The 19,635-nt window shown below is 52.5% G+C and carries 18 protein-coding genes; 1 reads left to right on the top strand and 17 read right to left on the bottom strand.

The genetic code is table 11. The features are described from left to right. Window positions 1-22 precede the first annotated feature (22 nt). Both V2P20_RS01560 and surE read right to left on the bottom strand, forming a co-directional pair. A complete protein-coding gene (locus V2P20_RS01560) occupies window positions 23-685 on the bottom strand; it encodes a protein-L-isoaspartate(D-aspartate) O-methyltransferase (RefSeq protein ID WP_331815374.1) in 663 nt (220 codons plus the stop codon). Then, window positions 682-1,437: a 5'/3'-nucleotidase SurE gene (gene surE / locus V2P20_RS01555; protein ID WP_331815371.1), complete on the bottom strand. Its 756-nt coding sequence runs from the start codon at window positions 1,435-1,437 to the stop codon at window positions 682-684. The genes V2P20_RS01560 and surE overlap by 4 nt, the downstream gene beginning before the upstream one ends. Window positions 1,438-1,511: 74 nt before the next feature. Here surE and V2P20_RS01550 point away from each other — a divergent pair, with 74 nt between their 5' ends. After that, window positions 1,512-2,078 carry a Smr/MutS family protein gene (locus V2P20_RS01550; RefSeq protein WP_194969355.1) on the top strand — a complete coding sequence of 189 codons (567 nt, stop codon included), beginning with the start codon at window positions 1,512-1,514 and terminating at the stop codon, window positions 2,076-2,078. Here V2P20_RS01550 and V2P20_RS01545 read toward each other — a convergent pair. From V2P20_RS01545 to V2P20_RS01475, 15 genes are all read right to left on the bottom strand, one after another. Beyond that, window positions 2,075-2,902 (bottom strand): undecaprenyl-diphosphate phosphatase, encoded by an 828-nt coding sequence (locus tag V2P20_RS01545; RefSeq protein WP_331815368.1) that lies wholly within the window; start codon window positions 2,900-2,902, stop codon window positions 2,075-2,077. The genes V2P20_RS01550 and V2P20_RS01545 overlap by 4 nt on opposite strands. A 14-nt stretch (window positions 2,903-2,916) precedes the next feature. Next, window positions 2,917-3,945: a tRNA pseudouridine(13) synthase TruD gene (gene truD / locus V2P20_RS01540; protein ID WP_331815366.1), complete on the bottom strand. Its 1,029-nt coding sequence runs from the start codon at window positions 3,943-3,945 to the stop codon at window positions 2,917-2,919. Between the two features lie 27 nt (window positions 3,946-3,972). Continuing rightward, window positions 3,973-4,446, bottom strand: a complete 474-nt coding sequence (gene ispF / locus V2P20_RS01535; protein WP_331815364.1) for a 2-C-methyl-D-erythritol 2,4-cyclodiphosphate synthase — start codon at window positions 4,444-4,446, stop codon at window positions 3,973-3,975. Next, the gene (ispD, locus tag V2P20_RS01530; protein WP_331815362.1) at window positions 4,443-5,135 is read right to left on the bottom strand and encodes a 2-C-methyl-D-erythritol 4-phosphate cytidylyltransferase; all 693 of its coding nucleotides are present in this window, start codon (window positions 5,133-5,135) and stop codon (window positions 4,443-4,445) included. The genes ispF and ispD overlap by 4 nt, the downstream gene beginning before the upstream one ends. Before the next feature lie 71 nt (window positions 5,136-5,206). Then, window positions 5,207-5,476 (bottom strand): cell division protein FtsB, encoded by a 270-nt coding sequence (gene ftsB / locus V2P20_RS01525; protein WP_194969420.1) that lies wholly within the window; start codon window positions 5,474-5,476, stop codon window positions 5,207-5,209. Window positions 5,477-5,544: 68 nt separating this feature from the next. After that, on the bottom strand, window positions 5,545-6,825 hold the full coding sequence (gene eno, locus V2P20_RS01520) for a phosphopyruvate hydratase (RefSeq protein WP_331815360.1): 1,281 nt from the start codon (window positions 6,823-6,825) through the stop codon (window positions 5,545-5,547). A 19-nt stretch (window positions 6,826-6,844) separates the two neighbouring features. Beyond that, the gene (gene kdsA / locus V2P20_RS01515; protein ID WP_331815357.1) at window positions 6,845-7,678 is read right to left on the bottom strand and encodes a 3-deoxy-8-phosphooctulonate synthase; all 834 of its coding nucleotides are present in this window, start codon (window positions 7,676-7,678) and stop codon (window positions 6,845-6,847) included. Further along, window positions 7,678-9,309 carry a CTP synthase gene (locus V2P20_RS01510; RefSeq protein ID WP_331815354.1) on the bottom strand — a complete coding sequence of 544 codons (1,632 nt, stop codon included), beginning with the start codon at window positions 9,307-9,309 and terminating at the stop codon, window positions 7,678-7,680. The genes kdsA and V2P20_RS01510 overlap by 1 nt, the downstream gene beginning before the upstream one ends. Before the next feature lie 136 nt (window positions 9,310-9,445). Continuing rightward, window positions 9,446-10,765 carry a tRNA lysidine(34) synthetase TilS gene (tilS, locus tag V2P20_RS01505; RefSeq protein WP_331815352.1) on the bottom strand — a complete coding sequence of 440 codons (1,320 nt, stop codon included), beginning with the start codon at window positions 10,763-10,765 and terminating at the stop codon, window positions 9,446-9,448. 68 nt (window positions 10,766-10,833) lie between these two features. Further along, complete coding sequence (accA, locus tag V2P20_RS01500; protein WP_194969346.1) at window positions 10,834-11,802, bottom strand: acetyl-CoA carboxylase carboxyl transferase subunit alpha; 969 nt, start codon at window positions 11,800-11,802, stop codon at window positions 10,834-10,836. 116 nt (window positions 11,803-11,918) lie between these two features. After that, the gene (locus V2P20_RS01495; protein ID WP_331815346.1) at window positions 11,919-13,223 is read right to left on the bottom strand and encodes a replication-associated recombination protein A; all 1,305 of its coding nucleotides are present in this window, start codon (window positions 13,221-13,223) and stop codon (window positions 11,919-11,921) included. A gap of 57 nt (window positions 13,224-13,280) precedes the next feature. Further along, window positions 13,281-13,910, bottom strand: coding sequence for an outer membrane lipoprotein chaperone LolA (gene lolA / locus V2P20_RS01490; protein ID WP_331815344.1), 630 nt, complete (start codon window positions 13,908-13,910; stop codon window positions 13,281-13,283). A gap of 12 nt (window positions 13,911-13,922) precedes the next feature. Next, on the bottom strand, window positions 13,923-16,259 hold the full coding sequence (gene mrcB, locus V2P20_RS01485) for a penicillin-binding protein 1B (protein WP_331815342.1): 2,337 nt from the start codon (window positions 16,257-16,259) through the stop codon (window positions 13,923-13,925). 158 nt (window positions 16,260-16,417) lie between these two features. After that, window positions 16,418-18,160 carry an EAL domain-containing protein gene (locus tag V2P20_RS01480; protein WP_331815340.1) on the bottom strand — a complete coding sequence of 581 codons (1,743 nt, stop codon included), beginning with the start codon at window positions 18,158-18,160 and terminating at the stop codon, window positions 16,418-16,420. 346 nt (window positions 18,161-18,506) lie between these two features. Continuing rightward, window positions 18,507-19,499 (bottom strand): zinc-dependent alcohol dehydrogenase family protein, encoded by a 993-nt coding sequence (locus tag V2P20_RS01475; RefSeq protein WP_331815338.1) that lies wholly within the window; start codon window positions 19,497-19,499, stop codon window positions 18,507-18,509. Between the last annotated feature and the right edge of the window lie 136 nt (window positions 19,500-19,635).

The following is a 19,635-nucleotide window of genomic DNA, read 5'->3' as shown; positions in this document are numbered from 1 at the left end:
CTTATCATAAATTTCTGGAACATCACATTTCCGTTCCCGGCAAAAAAGGCACAAAACTTACCGGCTCCAGTTCTTCAACTTCAAATCCGCCTTGGATGCGGATAACCCGTTGCAACGTCTGATTGCCCGCCTTGCCGACCGGAACGATCATGACGCCGCCCAACGCCATCTGCTGCAGCAGCGTGTCAGGAACCTCAGACGGTGCAGCCGACACAAGGATACCGTCATAGGGCGCATGTTTCGGCCAACCCAGGATGCCATCGCCATGCAGAAAACTGACGTTCTTCAGTTTTAAATCCCACAAATGGCTTTTGGCTTTTCTCTGCAAAGGCCAGATTCTTTCTATGGAATATACGTGATCGACCAGCTGCGCCAGAATGGCGGTCTGATAACCGCAACCGGTACCGATCTCAAGCACTTTTTCCAGACGGCCGAACTCGAGCAGCAATTCCGTCATTCTGGCGACGATATAAGGCTGAGAGATAGTCTGATTATAGCCGATAGGCAAAGCGACATCTTCATACGCCCGGCTCGACAATGCCTCATCCATGAAAATATGCCGCGGCGTATTGCACATCGCATCGAGGATTTTATTGTTTTTAATGCCCTGTTGCGATAAGCGGCTGACCATGCGCTCCCGGGTACGCCGGGAAGTCATGCCGATCCCTTGCAATCGTTGCATCATAAGCCGTTCTCCTTAGGCAACCATTCCTTTATAGCATTTATGCGCTCATACCGGGTTAAATCGACTTGTAAAGGCGTAACTGACACATAACCTGTATTAACGGCATAAAAGTCAGTTCCGGGCCCGGCATCCTGTTCGCCTCCAGGAGGCCCCACCCAATAAATAATGCGCCCGCGCGGATCTGTAGTCTTGACCACCGGTTCGGCTTTATGCCGCTGACCCAAGCGCGTAGCCTGATAGCCTCTCAGATCTTTTATGGTCACATCGGGCACATTGACGTTCAGGATGGTATCCTGCGGCAAAGGAGACTTGATCAATTGCTGCAACAACATCACAGCCACATGTGCGGCTGTTTCAAAATGGGTCGGATTGCTTGATGCCAGGGAAATGGCGATGGCGGGAAGCCCCAGAAAGCGGCCTTCAGTTGCGGCTGCGACGGTTCCGGAATAGAGCACATCATCGCCCAGATTTGCGCCATGGTTGATGCCGGCAAAAACCATGTCGGGCTCATGTTCCAACAATCCCGTGACAGCCAAGTGCACGCAATCGGTCGGCGTGCCGTCCACTCGAACGAAACCGTTTTCAGCGACGGCCATCCGCAAAGGCCTTTCCAGTGTCAAGGAATTGCTTGCAGCGCTGCGGTTCCTGTCCGGTGCAACCACTGATAAGTCGGCATGTTCGCGCAATGCACCCGCCAGCGCACAGAGCCCTTCAGCCAAGTACCCGTCATCATTACTTAACAAAATGTGCATTATCAGTCGCCCTGAAGCAAAATAAGCTATAGAATTTCACATCTTAGCAACAATACTCTTCAAAATCAGCTTTCGTGGTAAAAAAAAATCTCACTCCAGAAGACAGCCATTTATTTCGCCAGACGGTTGGAAAGGTAACGACTGTAAAGGACGATAAGGTACTGTTTACAGAAGATAAAAAACCCAAGCCTTTTCCCAAACCGGCCTCTGTCGATATGGAGGCCTATTTAATCGATAAGGCTGAAATAGATCTTGAAAGCGTGAGTCTTGAAGACACAATGAGCTTTCTTTCGCCGGGCCTGCAAAAAAATGTCCTAAAGAAACTGCGCCGCGGCTATTTCGGCCTCGACGCCGAAATCGACCTGCACGGGCTAAGCAGCAATGAAGCCAAGCGCCAGTTGCTCAGATTTCTGCACATGTGCGTAGAAGACGGCTGCCGTTGTGTGCATATCGTACATGGCAAGGGCTATCGCTCGCCCGATAATCTTCCTGTTCTGAAAAACAACCTTAACCTATGGCTCAGGCAGCACAAGGACGTTCAGGCTTTTTGCTCGGCGCCGCCCAAAGACGGCGGCGCCGGCGCGGTTTTTGTGCTATTGCACGTCGCCGAGAAATACCGGAACGATAACGAGTTCTTTTAATCCACGGTCCATTGCACAAGGCCGCTATAGGCCGTGCCGATGACCAGCACGCCGAACACGATCCTGTACCAGGCAAACGCAGTAAAATCATGATGGCTGATATAGCGAAGCAAGGCGCGCACGGCTAACAAAGCGCTGAAAAAAGCCGCGACCAAACCGACGGCAAATACAGGCAAGTCTGTGCTGTGCAGCAAATCGCGGTGCTTATATAAATCGTAAATGCTGGCGATAATTAAAGTCGGTATGGCCAGGAAGAAAGAAAACTCAGTCGACGCCTTACGCGACAAACCGAATAATAAACCTCCGATAATCGTCGCCCCTGAGCGGGACGTGCCCGGTATCAGTGCCAGAGCTTGCGCAAAGCCGAGCTTTAACGCATCCAGCGCGGTTAAATCCTCAACTTCATGAATGCGGATCTTATGCTCTCTTTTTTCGGCCCAGAAAATGATGAAGGCACCGATAATGAATGCTGACGCGACAGGAATCGGTTTGAACAGATGCGCCTTAATCAGGCTGCCGAACAACAAGCCCAAAATCGCCAGCGGCAAGAAGGCAATCGCCAGATTGACAGTAAATTTGAGCGCCTCAGGCTGCCATTTCAATAAGCCTGAGATGGTCCTGCCGATCTTGGCCCGGTACTCCCAGCAGATCGCCAGAATGGCGCCTGTCTGAATCACAATTTCAAAAACCTTGCCGGTTTCGTCGTTAAAACTCAGCAAATCGCCGACCAGTATCAAGTGTCCGGTACTGGAGATAGGCAGAAATTCGGTCAGTCCTTCGACGACACCCAAAATGAAAGCTTTTAAAGCGAGTATTAAATCCATTGTTGTCTCTTCGTTTATACTTCTTCGATAATTTCGCGTAATACCGCCGTCGCGTAACTGCCGGCCGGTAAGGTAAAACTCAGCGCCAATGCCTGGTCATCGATAAACTGCCATTGCAGATTACGGACGTTCACCCGTAGCGCGCGCCGGTCGCACTCCACATCGGCATTGACCAGGCCCTGAGCCAGATCTCCGTATTTATCGGCAACGGCTTGCTCAATCGCCCGAGCATCGGCCGATACACCCGGCTCGCCTTTGCCCCACAAAGCACCGGTCGGGTGTATTTCTTTCGCGTGCAGCCGCCGGATGATGTCCTGATCGGGCTGATCCGATTTGAAACAGCTATGCGACTGGTCAAACATATAAGTATCGCCGGCCATCGCCTGATCCCAGGTTTGCTGCGTGATTCGGTAGGCCAGAATCTGATTGAAAAGATAAGAGCGAGCCGCCGATAAATAGATGCTGCGTTGTTCGCGCTTGACTTTCATGCCTTGAAACAGCGCCAGCGCCTTGCTGACATTGCGGCCTTCATGGCCGAAACGCTGGGGGCCGAAATAATTGGCGATGCCGCCCGCTTTGATGGCTTCCAGCCGGGCAAGGGTTTGTTCCTGATCGCCCTGCCATTCCCGCACGACGATTTTGAAACTATTGCCGGACAGAACGCCGCGCTTTAATTTTTTGGCATGACGGACAGATTCAAGAACCTTGACATTATCCGATTCAAACTGTGCCCAGTCGGGATCTTCCTTGCCCGGCAGCCAGACGCTGAACCACTGCGTCGTGACGGCATGCCGGTCTTTCAGGCCGGCATAGCTGACATCGCGCTGCCTGACATTGGCAAAACGGGCCAACTGCCTGGCTACATAGTCGGTGTTTTCATCCTTTTTTTCTATGCGCAGAAACACATGCTCGCCGGCGCCTGCCGGCTCAAAGGACAGATGTTCGTCGACGATAAAATCTTCCGGTACTGTGCGGATGTTGCCGCGGCCGGCAGGCCCGCCGTAAACACAGGGCCACTCAGGTATTTCGATTAATTGTGTCAAATTCGGCTCGGCTTATCAGATAACGGGTTATTTTTCTATCAAGACAACCGCCTGAACGGCTATGCCCTCTTTGCGGCCTTCGAAGCCGAGCTTTTCCGTCGTGGTCGCCTTGACATTGACGCAATCGATGTCAACTTTCAGATCGTCGGCGATATTGCGGCACATTGCGCCGATATGGGGCGCCATTTTCGGCGCCTGAGCGATAATCGTGATATCGGCATTGACCAGGCTGTAACCTTTTTCCTGCACAATGCGGTAGACATGGCGCAGCAAAACACGGCTGTCGGCGCCTTTAAACTCGGGATCGGTATCGGGAAAATGCTTGCCGATATCGCCCAGCGCCGCCGCACCCAGCAGGGCATCGCTTAAGGCATGCAGCACGACATCGCCGTCGGAATGCGCCTCCAGGCCTTTTTCATAGTCTATTTTTACGCCGCCTAAAATGATGTATTCGCCTTCTTTAAAGCGATGCACATCATAACCTTGTCCAACTCTGATCATTGTTGTTCCAAATAAAATTGTGCTAAAGGTAAATCTTCGGGCCGTGTGATCTTGATATTGTCGGGGCGGCCTTCGACGATTTTCGGCTGCAGCCCTTTCAATTCCAGCGCGCTGGCTTCATCAGTAATGGCCGGATTGCCTTCGGCTTCTTCCAGGGCGGTTTTTAATGTGCCGTAGCGGAACATTTGCGGCGTCAGCGCCCGCCAGATATGGTTCCTGTTCAGCGTGCCGGCAATTCGGCCGTCCTGAACATTTTTCAAGGTATCGTGCGAAGATAAGGCCAGTATGCCGCCCACGTCGTCATGGATCAGGCAGGCAATCAAGTGATGAATATCGGAAGCGGTGATGCAAGGCCGGGCCGCATCGTGCACCAGGACCCAATCATCATCCGAGGCTTTACCGCTTATGGATTTCAGTGCCGAAAGCACTGAATCGGCGCGCTCTTTGCCGCCGGCCGCGGTCAGAATCTTTTCATGCTGCGCTATCGGCAATTGCGGCCAATAAGGATCGTCACTGGAGATGGCAACGGCAATAGCTTCAAAGACATCGGCTTGCAGCAATCGCGATAGCGTTTGCTCAATCACGGTTTTGCCGGCCAGTTCAAGGTATTGCTTGGGCCTGTCCGCCTGCATGCGCTTGCCGACGCCGGCCGCAGGCACAATGCCCCAGAATTTTGTGGATTCGGTCATTTATTACTAGTCAAACGATAGGATTTTATCCAGGCCGGGCCATATTCAAGCCCGCTACTATAATCCGATTATTATTCCAAAACCTGGAAGAACGTCTCATCTTCTCTAATCATGCCTAACTCATAGCGGGCTCTTTCCTCTATGGCGGCCTGCCCTTTTCTCAAGTCCAGCACCTCGGCGTAAAGCGTTTCGTTGCGCGCTTTTTTCTCCTCCACTTGTTCCTTCAGCTCGTCAAGACGCTGCTGATACGCGTGAATTTCCCGAATGCTGCCATCGCCATACCATAAACGGTATTGGAGATGAATGGTCAGCAAGATGATAATTACGATAAGACTTTTGATTGGCTCACCCTCGGAACGGATAACGGGCGGTTGTTAACCGCCCTGCATCATTCCAGAATCCAGCTGAATTACAGCATTTTGAATGCGCTACGGCCAGCGTATTTGGCCAAGCTGCCCAATTCATCCTCGATTTTCATCAGACGGTTATATTTGGCTACCCGGTCGGAGCGGCTCAAGGAACCGGTCTTGATCTGGCCGGTACCGGTCGCCACGGCCAAATCGGCAATCGTGGTGTCTTCGGTTTCGCCGGAACGGTGCGAAACAACCGCCGAATAACCGCCGGCCTGCGCCATGTTGATCGCATCCAGCGTTTCGGATAGTGTACCGATCTGATTGAGCTTGATCAGGATGGAATTGGCGATATTTTTGTCGATGCCTTCTCTCAGGATGGCCGGGTTAGTCACAAACAGGTCATCGCCGACCAACTGGATCTGGTTGCCCAATTTTTCGGTCAGCATCTTCCAGCCGGTCCAATCATTCTGATCCAGGCCGTCTTCGATCGAGATAATCGGGTATTTCTTGACCCAGTCCATGAAAAAGTCGGTCATTTGGGCTGAATCGAAGCTTTTGCCTTCCGCCGACAATTCATAACGGCCGTTTTTGAAATATTCGGAGCTGGCTGCATCCAGGCCCAGGCAAATATCGACGCCCGGTTTGTAACCGGCTGCTTCTATCGCTTCTAGAATGACGGCAATCGCTTCTTCGTTGGAGCTGAGGTTCGGCGCAAATCCGCCTTCGTCGCCGACCGTGGTGGCCAAGCCTTTCGACGTCAATACTTTTTTCAGATTATGGAACACTTCGGCGCCATAGCGGATCGCTTCACGGAAGGAAGGCGCACCTACCGGCAAAATCATGAATTCCTGCAGATCGACGCTGTTGTCGGCATGCGAGCCACCATTGATGATGTTCATCATCGGCACCGGCATGATGAATTCGCCGCTCTTGTTCAAGTGACGGTACAAAGGCACGCCGGCTTCCTTGGCCGCCGCATGGGCAGCGGCCATGGATACCGACAAAATGGCGTTGGCGCCTAGACGGCCTTTATTGTCGGTGCCGTCCAGTTCAAGCATTTTTTGATCGATGCCGGCCTGGTCGTCCGCATCCATGCCGATAATCGCGGCACGAATTTCAGTGTTGACGTTGGCTACGGCGTTCAATACGCCTTTGCCCAGATAACGGCTTTTATCGCCGTCGCGCAGTTCTATCGCTTCGCGCTCACCCGTTGATGCGCCGGAAGGCACCATGGCACTGCCTGTCACGCCGGAAGCTAAAACAACATCCGCTTCGACAGTTGGATTGCCTCGCGAATCAAGAATTTCTCTAGCGCGAATATCGACTATTTTGGCCATGCTGATGACTCCTTTATTGTTATAGGGTTGTTTCTATGAGATGAGTGGATTTAACGGCCCGATCGATCGTGGCTAAGGTTTCCAGCAGTTCCTTCATTCTGCGTAGCGGCCAGGAATTCGGGCCGTCGCTCAAGGCTTCCGCCGGATTCGGATGCGTCTCCATGAACAGCCCGGCAATGCCGACGGCCATGGCAGCTCTTGCCAGCACCGGCACAAATTCGCGCTGCCCGCCGGAAGACGTGCCCTGTCCGCCCGGCAACTGCACTGAATGCGTCGCGTCGTAAACGACCGGGCAGCCGGTGTCTCTCATGACCGCCAGTGAACGCATGTCGGACACCAGATTGTTGTAGCCGAACGATACGCCGCGCTCGCAGACCATGATCTGCTGGTTGCCTGTCGCCTTGGCTTTATTGGCGACATGGATCATATCCCAGGGAGCCAGAAACTGGCCTTTCTTGATATTGACCGGAATGCCCTGCCTAGCCACGTCCTGAATGAAATTGGTCTGCCGGCATAGAAAGGCCGGCGTCTGCATAACGTCGACGACCGAGGCCACTTCCGCCAGCGGCGTGTCTTCATGCACATCGGTCAATACCGGTACGCGGATCTGCTGTTTGACCTTTTCCAGGATTTTCAGTCCCCGTTCCACGCCGGGCCCGCGGTAACTTTCATGCGAAGAGCGGTTGGCCTTGTCAAAGGATGACTTGTAAATGAACGGAATGTTCAATGCCGACGTGATCTCCTTGAGATAGCCCGCCGTATCCAGCGCCATTTGCTCGCTCTCGATGACACAGGTGCCGGCGATCAGAAAAAAAGGCTGGTCGAGGCCGGCTTCAAAATGGCACAGCTTCATTATAGCGTTCCCTTTTTGTGTTTGGATGCGGCAACGACGAATCCTGAAAACAATGGATGACCTTTTCTCGGCGTTGAAGTGAATTCAGGATGGAACTGACAAGCCAGGAACCATGGATGATCCGGGATTTCAATGACTTCCACCAGACGGCCGTCGATCGATTTGCCCGAAAAGCGCATGCCGGCTTTCTCGAGTTTTTCAACATACTGATTGTTAAACTCATAGCGATGGCGATGCCTTTCGGTAATGACGTCTTTCTGATAAAGCTGGAAAGCCAGCGAATCAGGCTGCAGCAGACATTGCTGACCGCCCAGACGCATGGTGCCGCCTAAATCGGAGTTTTCGTCGCGCGTTTCGATCTGGCCGCTTTCAGCCATCCATTCGGTGATCAGACCGATGACCGGATGCGGTGATTTCGGCAGGAATTCCGTGCTATGCGCGCCTTCAAGGCCGGCTACGTCGCGCGCATACTCGATCACGGCAACCTGCATGCCCAGACAAATGCCCAGATAAGGAATCTTGTTCTCGCGTGCGAACCTGACCGTGGCGATTTTGCCTTCCACGCCGCGCTCGCCGAAGCCGCCCGGCACCAGGATCGCATCGACGTTTTTCAAACGCGATACGCCTTCGTCCTCGATGATTTCGGAATCGATGTAATGGATGTTGACTTTATGGCGCGTGCGGATGCCGGCATGAATCAAAGCTTCACTCAGCGACTTATAGGCATCGGTATGATCGACATATTTGCCGACGATGGCGATATCGACCTCATCGGTCGGGTGAGCCAGTGCGTCAACCACATTTTGCCATTCGGTCAAATCGGCCGGCGGCACATCCAGCCGCAATTTATGCACGACGATATCGTCCAGGCCTTGATCATGCAGCAGCAGCGGAATGCGATAGATCGAGTCGGCATCGACAGCCGTGATGACCGCTTTTTCCTCGACATTGGTGAACAAGGCGATTTTGCGCCGCTCGCTGATCGGCACGGACTGTTCGGAACGGCAGATCAGGATATCGGGCTGTATGCCGATAGTGCGCAATTCCTTGACCGAATGCTGGGTCGGCTTGGTTTTGATTTCGCCGGCGGAACGAATATACGGAACCAGCGTTAAATGGATGAACAGCGATCTGTCGGCGCCCAATTCGACGCGCAACTGACGGATGGCCTCCAGGAAAGGCAGCGACTCGATATCGCCGACCGTGCCGCCGACTTCGATCAGGGCCACATCCATGCCTTCGGCGCTCTGATAAACGCGGCGTTTGATTTCATCGGTGATGTGCGGAATGACCTGAACCGTCGCGCCCAGGTATTCGCCTTTACGCTCCCGGCGCAATACGCTTTCGTAGATCTGGCCGGTCGTGAAATTGTTTTTCTTGGCCATGGTGGTTTTAAGAAACCGCTCGTAATGACCCAAGTCCAGGTCTGTTTCGGCGCCGTCTTCGGTAACAAACACCTCGCCATGCTGAAAAGGGCTCATCGTGCCCGGGTCCACATTGATATAAGGGTCCAGTTTGGTCATGGTGACTTTAAGGCCGCGGGCCTCAAGAATAGCCGCCAGCGAGGAAGCCGCAATACCCTTGCCAAGAGATGATACGACGCCGCCGGTAATGAAAATGTATTTTGTCATGTAGAATTTTTAGACTTCAGATGATAACTGATGCAGTTGTGGCGATTGCTCCCGTTGCCCCGCTCTCCCTTCCATGGAGCCGCAAAACATGCACATTTTAATCGACAATGGGAAATTCGTCATGGTCTTTCAGGTTTTATTCCTGTTTTTGTCTGTGCAGTCTGATGCAACCATCTGTTTTTTCGGCGTAAAATTCAGCGCTGATCCATTGATCGCCGACAGCCGCAAGCTTGTCATCCAAATAAACCAGCGGCATGCTCTTTCGCTCCCACGGCGGAATGCCTGCCTCCTGGAACAGATTTTTAAGGACGTGGCGACCTTTACGGCCCGGCAATGAAATTTTTTCGCCGCCGCGTCGAAATCTGACGACCACGTTGGCATTCAGCCAGCGCTCGCGCAATATGCCGGTCGATGAAGGCAAACAAAGCCAAACCTGATCATCGGCCGCTTTCAGCGAGGTTTGCCCGGCAGGCCATCTGATATCCTGCAACGCCTGCTTTAGCGACTGCTTCAAGCAATACAGCTTATCCCGGTAGCGCCGCACATCGTATCCCCGACCGGAAAGCACGGGATCACTCCCGACTCTTGCCGCAACAATCTGGCTCAGAATTCGCTCAACAAAATCCTGGGCCGGCATTTTCAAGCCCAGCGTCTGGAACCAATGCCTGATGACCAGCTGCTGCCTGGGCTTGTTTAACAGCTGCAAGCTGCTGATCGACAATGTTTTGTCGGCGTCATTGAAAACGGCATGGAACAAATCGCCGGCAATGACCGAGATCAACGCCTGCGCCTCGGCGCAATGTCTGGCCGAACGGGCAACCGTTTTGTCGCATGCCGGCCAGCGCTGCTTGATCAGCGGTACGATGATGTTGCGCAGGAAATTGCGGTCGTAATCGATATGCAGATTGCTGGGATCTTCCACCCAGCTCAGCCTGTGCGACTCGGCATAGTGTTTTATCGCTTGCCTGGATATATTCAGCAATGGCCTGAGCATCGCGCCCCGGCCAAAAACCATGTGCTCGGGCATGCCGGATAATCCGCGCAGGCCGCTGCCGCGGAACAACTGAAGCAGCACCGTTTCAAGCTGGTCATCCCTGTGCTGTGCCACCAGCAGCACGTCGTTAGTATCCATCAAAGCCTTTAACGCGCTATATCGGGCGTTTCTTGCCGCTTCCTCGGGACTTTCTCCGGGTGCGGCAAAAGCATTGACATAGAGCGCCTTAAAACCGACGCCGAGCGCTTCGGCCGTGTTCCTGCAATGAGCAGCCCAGGCATCGGCTTCCGCCTGCAGGCCATGATGGACGTAGACCGCCGTTATTCTACCGACAAGGCCCGGCACTGATGCGCATAGGTGCAGCAAGACATGCGAATCGACGCCGCCGCTATAGGCTACATAAAGATGCGCGGCCGGTTTAACCTGATCCAGCGCCGATTCTATGACTGATGATGACAGCATGCCGTATAGCCTGAAAAAACAAAAGGCCGGCAAAAGCCGGCCTGAAGATCGGACCGATAAGCCGGAATTTAACGGCCTTCCTCGACGATAAAGGAGCCGAAGCTCATAAGCCGCTGATAACGTTTTTCCAGCATTTTCTCAACGGATTGCTGCTTTAATTCATCCATATGGCGGATCAGCGCTTCCCTTAAATTCAAGGCAGTCGCCTGGAAATTTCTGTGCCCGCCGCCCAATGGCTCTCTGACCACTTCGTCCAGCAAGCCCTGCTCGCGGATGCGATCGGAGGTAATGCCCATCGCTTCCGCCGCCAGCTGCGATTTATCGGCGCTTTTCCATAGAATGGATGCGCAGCCTTCCGGCGAAATAACGGAATACGTGCTGTACTCGAGCATGATCAGCCGATCGCCGACGCCGATGGCCAAGGCTCCGCCGGAACCGCCTTCGCCGATAATCGTGCAGATAATGGGTGTTCTCAGCTTCGCCATTTCGAACAGGTTTCTGGCGATCGCCTCGCTCTGGCCGCGTTCCTCGGCGCCGATGCCCGGATAAGCGCCCGGCGTGTCGATCAGGCAGATAATCGGCATTTTAAAGCGTTCGGCCATCTTCATGATCCGCAGCGCCTTGCGGTAGCCTTCGGGGCGCGGCATGCCGAAATTGCGATAGATCTTTTCCTTCGTATCGCGGCCTTTCTGATGGCCGATAACCATTACCGGCTGGCCTTCCAGCCTGGCCAGGCCGCAAACGATAGCAGGATCGTCGGCATACGTGCGATCGCCGTGCAACTCGTGGAAATCGGTAAACATATGCTCGATATAGTCCAGCGTGTATGGACGACCGGGATGTCTGGATAATTGGGAAATTTGCCAGTCGGAAAGATCGGAAAAAATCGACTCGGTCAATGCGAGGCTTTTTTCTTCGAGATGCTTAATCGCTTCTGAGATATTAATATTGTTATCAAACTCCACATTGCGGAGTTCTTCAATTTTCGCTTCTAGCTCAGCGATGGGTTGTTCAAAATCGAGGAATTTTAGATCCATGGAGACTTGGCTGTTAAATATTGCTGAAAAGGGGATTTTATAGAAAAACCGTTTTTAATTCTAAAAAATTTCCTGTTTGTTTAAATACATCCGATATTTTACTCAAAAAAGCAGGCTTACTTTGCGCGTTTATCCAACTCTTTCAAATGCCTGAGCTTTTCCTTGATTTTAATCTCCAGCCCCCTGTCGACCGGTTGGTAATACTGAGTCCCTGCCAGCTCATCGGGAAAGTAGTTTTCGCCGGCCGCATAGGCTTCCGGTTCATCATGCGCGTAACGGTATTCCTTGCCGTAATCGAGCGACTTCATCAATTTGGTCGGCGCGTTGCGCAGATGTACCGGCACGCTCAGGCTGCCGCTTTGTTTGGCGTCGCGCATGGCCGCGTTATAGGCCATGTAAACGGCATTGCTTTTAGGCGCGCAGGCCAGATAAACGACGGCCTGAGCCAATGCCAGCTCGCCTTCGGGACTGCCTAGCCGCTCCTGCGTTTCCCAGGCATTGACGGCTATCTGCAAGGCCCGCGGGTCGGCATTGCCGATATCTTCCGAAGCCATTCTAACGATGCGTCTGGCCAGATAGGTCAAGTCGCAGCCGGCGTCGATCATGCGGCAGAGCCAATAAAGCGAAGCATCGGGAGAACTTCCGCGCACCGACTTGTGCAGGGCTGAAATCTGATTGTAAAACTCCTCGCCCTGATTATCGAACCGCCGTACGCCGCCGGTCAGCACTTCCCTGGCCGTTTTTTCATCAATTACGCGACTGCCATTGGCTGCGGCAAGCTCCACGGCGATTTCGAGCAGATTCAACAACCTTCTGGCATCGCCATCGGCCGCCTCGGCAAATTGCCGTTTAACGCCCTCCGCCATTTCGACATTCAGGCTGCCCAATCCCCGCTCCGTATCGGTCAATGCCTTGTTCAACACGCCCAACAGGTCTTCGGGCGTCAATGCGTTGAGCACATAAACGCGGGCCCGCGACAATAACGCGTTATTGAGTGCGAAAGACGGATTTTCAGTCGTCGCGCCGACGAAATAGACGGTGCCGTCTTCCACATGCGGCAGGAAAGCGTCCTGTTGCGATTTATTGAAGCGGTGCACTTCATCGACGAACAAAATAGTCCGCCGGTGCTGTTGCTGCTGAATTCTTTGCGCTTCGCCGACGGCCGCGCGGATTTCCTTGACGCCGGCCAAGACCGCGGAAATAGGCATGAATTCGGCATCGGAATGATGGGCAATAAGCCGAGCCAGCGTTGTTTTGCCTGTGCCCGGCGGCCCCCAGAAAATCATCGAATGCAGCTTGCCTGAAGCGATGGCTTCATATAAGGGCTTGCCAGGCTTCAAAACATGCTGCTGGCCGACATATTCTTCTAACGACCTTGGCCGCATCCTGTCGGCCAAGGGTTTGGTCAAGTCTTCAAACATATAAAGGCGGAGAAAGATGAAGGACTCAAGCTGCCTGCCATGCGCCGGTCTTCCTGATTATTCGGAGAAGACATCGGCGCCTTTGGGCGCATTGAATTGAAACAGATCCGGCTTGACTTCACGATTGGTCACCACATTGGAAAAATAAATGCGCGTCAGCTGGCCAAAATTGTCGCTTAACTCCATGCCGCCCAGCGTGCCGCCGCTCAGGCCGATCAGCACATATTTAAAACCGCTTTCCTCGTGTTTGGGCAGCAATTTCACCCAGAGCAGGCCTTCGTCTTCGCCCTGCTTCTCCATCGTAAAGTTATCCTCCAGGGATACTTCGCCGCTTAACAATAGAGCCGGCGTGGAGCCCACCGATTCATCGAGTTTTTTAACCGTGACCTGTTCCAGGTCCGGATCATAAAACCAGACTTTTCCGGAATTGGAGATAATTTGCTGCTGAATGGGCTTTTTATAATCCCAGCGAAACTTGCCGGGCCGCTGCAGATAAAACGCACCATAACTGGTTTGTACCGGATCGCCGGCTTCATTGATCAGCACCTGTTTAAAATCGGCCGTCAATGTCCTTGTGGCGCTCAGGAATGCTTTCAGCTCCCGGACGGGCCGGTCTTCCGCATAGCCGGCACCGCTAATAAAGGCCAATACCAGCAAGATCAGACGAAAATAATTAATTTTATTCATAGATGCCCTAACTTATTGCGGAAAAAGATTGTTGAAAAAGGTATTAACCCCATCGGCCGGCGCGGTTTCCGCACAGGCTGCATACTCAACCGGAGCAGAACCGGCAATGTAAGGATATTCCCGCGCGCCCTCGCAGGTTTCATTCGCCAGCAAGCCGCTATAAGGATCAACCCAGGCCATTTTGATATTGTCCGGCGGAACCAGATTCACCGGCTGCGTCGAAATCTGCCGCATCAGCGATATCCAGACTTGCAGGGCGCCGGTCGAACCGGTCAGGCCGATAGGCTTATTATCGTCGCGGCCCACCCAGACCACCGATAAATAATCACCGGTATAGCCAGCAAACCAACTGTCTTTCGAATCATTGGTCGTGCCGGTCTTGCCGACCAGGCCATAATCATATGGGAACACCGAATAGGCGGCGCGCCCCGTGCCTTCACGCATGACTTCCTGCAACATTGTGTTGACGATGTAGGTAGCGGCGGGGTCGACTGCCTGTCTGACCGTAAACGGATAGCTTTGCAGACGTTCGCCATTAGCCGCGACTACGGCCCTGATGCCCCGCAACGGCGTTGAAAAACCGTCGCCGGCCAGCGTCTGGTACATCTGAGTGACTTCCATCGGCGTCAATTCCGCGGCGCCCAGCAAAAACGAAGGAAACAGGTCAACAGGCCGCGTCACGCCCATATTTCTCAAGGTCTTGACGGTTCTGGCAATCCCGACATCCATACCGATGCGCACCGTTGCCAAATTGTAGGAATGCGCCAGAGCAGTATGCAATCCGACGTTGCCGTGCTCCCTGTGATCGTAGTTTTTCGGCTCCCAGATCTTGTCTCCGCTTTTGATATGGATGGCCGTGTCGCTGATCGGCGTCGTGATTGTATATTTGTCCGGATACTCCAGCGCCGTCAAATAAATGACCGGCTTGATCAAAGAACCGATCGGCCGGACCGCATCCAGTGCGCGGTTAAATCCAGCCGCCGAGTTTTCCCGCCCGCCGGTCAGCGCGGCAATTTCACCGCTATCCCTGCGGGTCACGACGACCGCCGTTTCAAGATCATTGGCTTTGGGCAGTTTCTCCAGCTGGTCCAATTTAGTGGCGACGGATTTCTCCAGCGCGTCCTGAACCACGGTATCCAGCGTCGTAAAAATAGCCAGACCTTCGGATGTTAAATCTTCCTCGCGGTATTCCTGTCTCAACTGCCGTTTGACCAGGTCAAGAAAGGCTGGATAGCGGTTTGCCGAGCGATGCGTACGATCAACCACATTCAGCGGCTTCGCTTTCGCCGCAGTCGCCTGCTCAGGCGTGATGTAAGCTTCCGCCGCCATCTCATCCAGAACCAGATTGCGCCGTTGCAGGGCGCGCTCAGGATAACGCCGCGGATCATAATAAGAAGGCCCGCGAACCAGAGCGACCAGCGAAGCCACCTGTTCCAACGGCAGATCTTTTAAATTGCTGCCAAAATAAAATTCACTGGCCAGCGCGAAGCCATGCACGGCGCTGCCGCCGTCCTGGCCGAGGAAAACCTCGTTCAAATAAGCTTCAAGAATCGCATTCTTGCTGAAGCGGGCTTCCAGTATCAGCGACATGAAAACTTCATTGACTTTACGCCACAGGCTGCGTTCAGACGTCAGGTAAAAATTCTTGACCAACTGCTGAGTGATGGTGCTGCCGCCCTGCACGATGCCGCCGGCTCGGACATTAGCCCACATGGCGCGGGCGATGCCTTTCAGTGAAATGCCGAAATGGTCGTAGAAGTCCCGATCTTCAGTCGCCAGCAGGCCTTTGATAAGAGCCTCGGGCGCATCCTGCCATTTGATCAGTATACGGTCTTCCTTAATGGTGGGATAAAAACTGCCGATCTGTACCGGATCCATGCGCACGATGGCCACTTCTTTCGATTGGGCCAGATCGACGATATTGGCTATGCTGGAATCGGTAAAGCCCACACGCAAAAGACTGGATGACTGCTGCTGATCCCAGAAGGTAAAACTGCGGGTCTTCAGGCTGACATACGGTCCCTGTCTGAAATACGTGCCTTCCGATGATAACTGGGCATCCTTGCGATAATGCAGCGTCTGTAATAAATCTTCAAACTTTGCCGCGGAAAGGCCATAGCCGGCATAGAGCTCAACCGGGCTGGCGTAGACACGGGCGGGGATGGCCCAGCGGTTCCCTTCAAACTGCTTGCGTACGTTGTAATCCAGATAACCCAGATAGCTCAGCAGAACAAACGTGAATCCGGCAATAAAGGCCCAGATCGACTTTCTAAACCAATGAGAAGCCGGCCTGTTCACCTTTTTTTTCTGGACATATCGAACCCCGCGCTTTTTCGTTTTTTCTACCATAGCCTCTTACAATATTCATTTTCATAATTATCATCCTGACAGCATTTCTTATTATACATAAATAGGATTGCCTGAATCAGCAACCCTCAATCTATCTGTATAAAATGAACGATAAATGAATAATACAGGCTGGCTTTTAAAAAACGATTAAATCAAGCTTAGCTGGCACAGCGTGACTTAGTCAAATCGTGCCTTCGAAAAGCGCTTCGGGACAAGAGCTGCTCGTTGGGCTTGCCGAAAATGTGGCCTTGACCGTAATTGATCCCGATTTCCTTCAGAATTTTGATCGTTCGGGGACATTCGACATACTCGGCAATGGTTTTCTTGCCCAGCTTCCTGGCTATCTGCTGCATTGAGCGGACCAGTATCTGGTCGGTTTCATCATTGACCAGATTCTGTATAAACAGGCCGTCGATTTTCACATACTCAACGGGGAATATTTTCAGATAATTGAACGAGCAAAAGCCGGCGCCGAAATCATCCAGGGCAATCTGGCAGCCCAATGCACGGATCTGATTGATCATGGACAGGGTCTGTTCAAAATTGCCCACTGCCGCCGTCTCAGTGATTTCGAAGGTGAGACGGTCGCCGCCGACCCAGGACGTATCCAGTTTCTGCTGAATGAAGGCGGCGATCGAATCATCCTGAAAGGCCATGCAGGACAGGTTGATTGCCAGCTTTACATGCGACAATTCCTGTGGCAGCGAAGCCAAAAAATCTATGGCTTTATCGACCACCCAGGCATCGATGCTGTAGATAAGCCCCATCCTTTCCGCAACCGGGATGAACTCGCCCGGGTCAATCACATGTTCGTCGCTGCCCCTCATTCTGATCAAGACCTCATAGTGGGAGATTTCGCCGTCGGATAAACCCACCACAGGCTGAAAAACAAGAAAGAATCTGTCATTCAACAGCGCATCCCGGATTAAGGACATCCAGTGGATATCACGCTGCCTTTCCTTGAAAGCCTGGTCGTCTTCGCAATACAGCCATACTCTGTTGCGGCCTTTGTTTTTGGCTATCGAGCAGGCCTGATGCGCTCTGGATATCAGCTCGCCGGGATACTTGACAATTCTGGAAGATTTTAAAGAAGCGATGCCGATAGAGGCCGTGATGTGGTAACAGGCATTGTCTATGGTAAAGCGAAATTCATCCAGTCTTTTACAAATACGCTCCGCAATAACCATTGCATTATCGAGGGTCGAATTTTCCAGATACAGGCACAACTCGTCCGATCCGACCCGAGCGAACAGGCCTTTTGCCTGAATCGCCTTTTTAATAACGGCCACTACTTCAACCAGCAATCCGTCAGCGGCCGCAAACCCTTCCAGATCATTGATCAATCCGAATCTGTCCAGATCGATAAACAATAACACGCCATTTTGCCGGGATTTGGCATGTTCATGCAGCTCCATATACAGATGCTGCTCAAGATTGCGCCGGTTCAGCAAGCCGGTCAGATCGTCATGGATAACCAGATATTCCAATTTCGCATTAAGCAATTTGCGCGCGGCCAGTTGGGAAATCAGTTCTTCTTTCTGCTTATAACGCAGAAAACGCTCGTCCTTCAAGACCAAAAGAAACTCAACCAGCATGAGCAATTCGGTAGCAAGGTACGGACGAACCAGCTCATAAAACTGGCATTTGCCTCCTGATGCCAGAGTCTTGTTCTTCGGCGGCTCATCAACAAGCACAATGAAGGGCAGGAAAATCCCTTCATCCTCATGCGGCAAGACTTGGCACAATTCCTCAATCTGACAGCAGGGCAATTTCTCATCAATGATAACCGCCCCCAATAGCTCCGGTTCATGTTGATAGGCGCGCAGTATTTCATGAATCTGATCGCCATCGGCGGCAACAGCCAAGTTATTGAATCCCCGCGCTTGCAGAAATTCTATCATTTCAATTCTTGAGGCAGGATCTGCATCAGCAACAATAATTTTTCTTTGTTTTTGTAAACTGCTCAACATCTTTGACCTGCCTTAACACGGCGTTAACTTTTCTGATATTCAAAAACATTCCATACACTTCCTGACGAAGCCAAGACGGATTGAAATAATTGAAAAGCCTAGCTATCGTTAATGTAACACTTGAAAAATCTATAACATTTTTCAGTATAAATAAGAAACCTTAAATTCCCATGATTTTTCTCAGTTACAAGCTTATAACTGGTACGCCCACGTTGACTGACGATGCCCAATGTGCAAATCTGTTCAGCTTTAATCCTTATCAAACAGAGCTGGCCGGTTATATTTCGAGCACAACCTTTCCGGTCATGTGACCTTCCCCTAATAGCTTATGCGCATTGGCTGCCTGATCGAGTTTCAATACATGGCTGACGCGAGTCTTTAGATCCCCGCGGTCAATCAGTCCGGCGCATTGCTTTAAAATCTCCACATGCTTTTCGCGAGCGGCATCAAGCTCTCTCAGCATGGGCGTCAGCATCAATTCAAAACCGATCTTCAAATTGCGCATGCGGGCCTCAGCCAGACTGATCATGCCGGGGTCCAGCAGCGTCACGATACTGCCGAAATGAGCCGTAGCCTCTATGCTGGCTTTAAAGGCCTCAGGGCCGACCGTATCGAAAACCAGATCGGCGCCCTTTCCTTCGGTCAAGCTGTTGATGCGATCCTGCAGATTCTCATCCCGGTAAAAAATAACGTCATCAGCGCCCAAATCGCGCACAAAATCGGCTTTTTCCCGGGAACTGACCGTCGTGATGACACGGGCGCCTTTATGCTTTGCCAACTGTATGGCCACATGCCCTACGCCGCCGGCGCCGGCGTGGACCAAAACCGTTTGTCCTGACTGCAGACCGCCTCGCTCGAATAAGGCACCCCATGCCGTAATCAAGACCAGCGGCAGGGCCGCCGCTTCGGTAAACGAAATGGTTTTAGGTTTCAAAGCTACCCAGCGGCTGTCTACAACCGTATATTCGGCATAATTGCCCTGCTCCTTTCCCAGGCCGCCATTGCAAAACCATACCTCATCACCGATCTTATAATTTGTCACGCCATCGCCTACGGCAATGATGGTGCCGGCGCCATCGCAACCCAGCACGGCCGGCAGCGCATCCTTATAGAAAAGCCCGTTAGCCCGCACCTTGGTATCGATGGGATTGATGCCGGCTGCCTTAAGACGGATTTTTACCTGAGCCGGATGAGTTATTTCCGGTTCCGCTATGTCCTGTAACTGCAGAACTTCCGGACCGCCTTTTTCAGTCATTAATACTGCTTTCATCGTCATAACTCCATTGCTTAATTTTCCATCATAAGGTTTAAACCACCGGCTTTAGCCGGTCAGCTTTAGCTGCGATAATCTGGCCAAGGAGGTGGCAATGGACTATAGATACGGCAGCCATACGGTTTACCAAATT

It is taken from the genome of Methylobacter sp. Wu1, from assembly GCF_036553575.1.
In the GTDB taxonomy this organism is placed as follows: domain Bacteria; phylum Pseudomonadota; class Gammaproteobacteria; order Methylococcales; family Methylomonadaceae; genus Methylobacter.
This window is presented reverse-complemented; position numbering and strand designations above follow the sequence as displayed.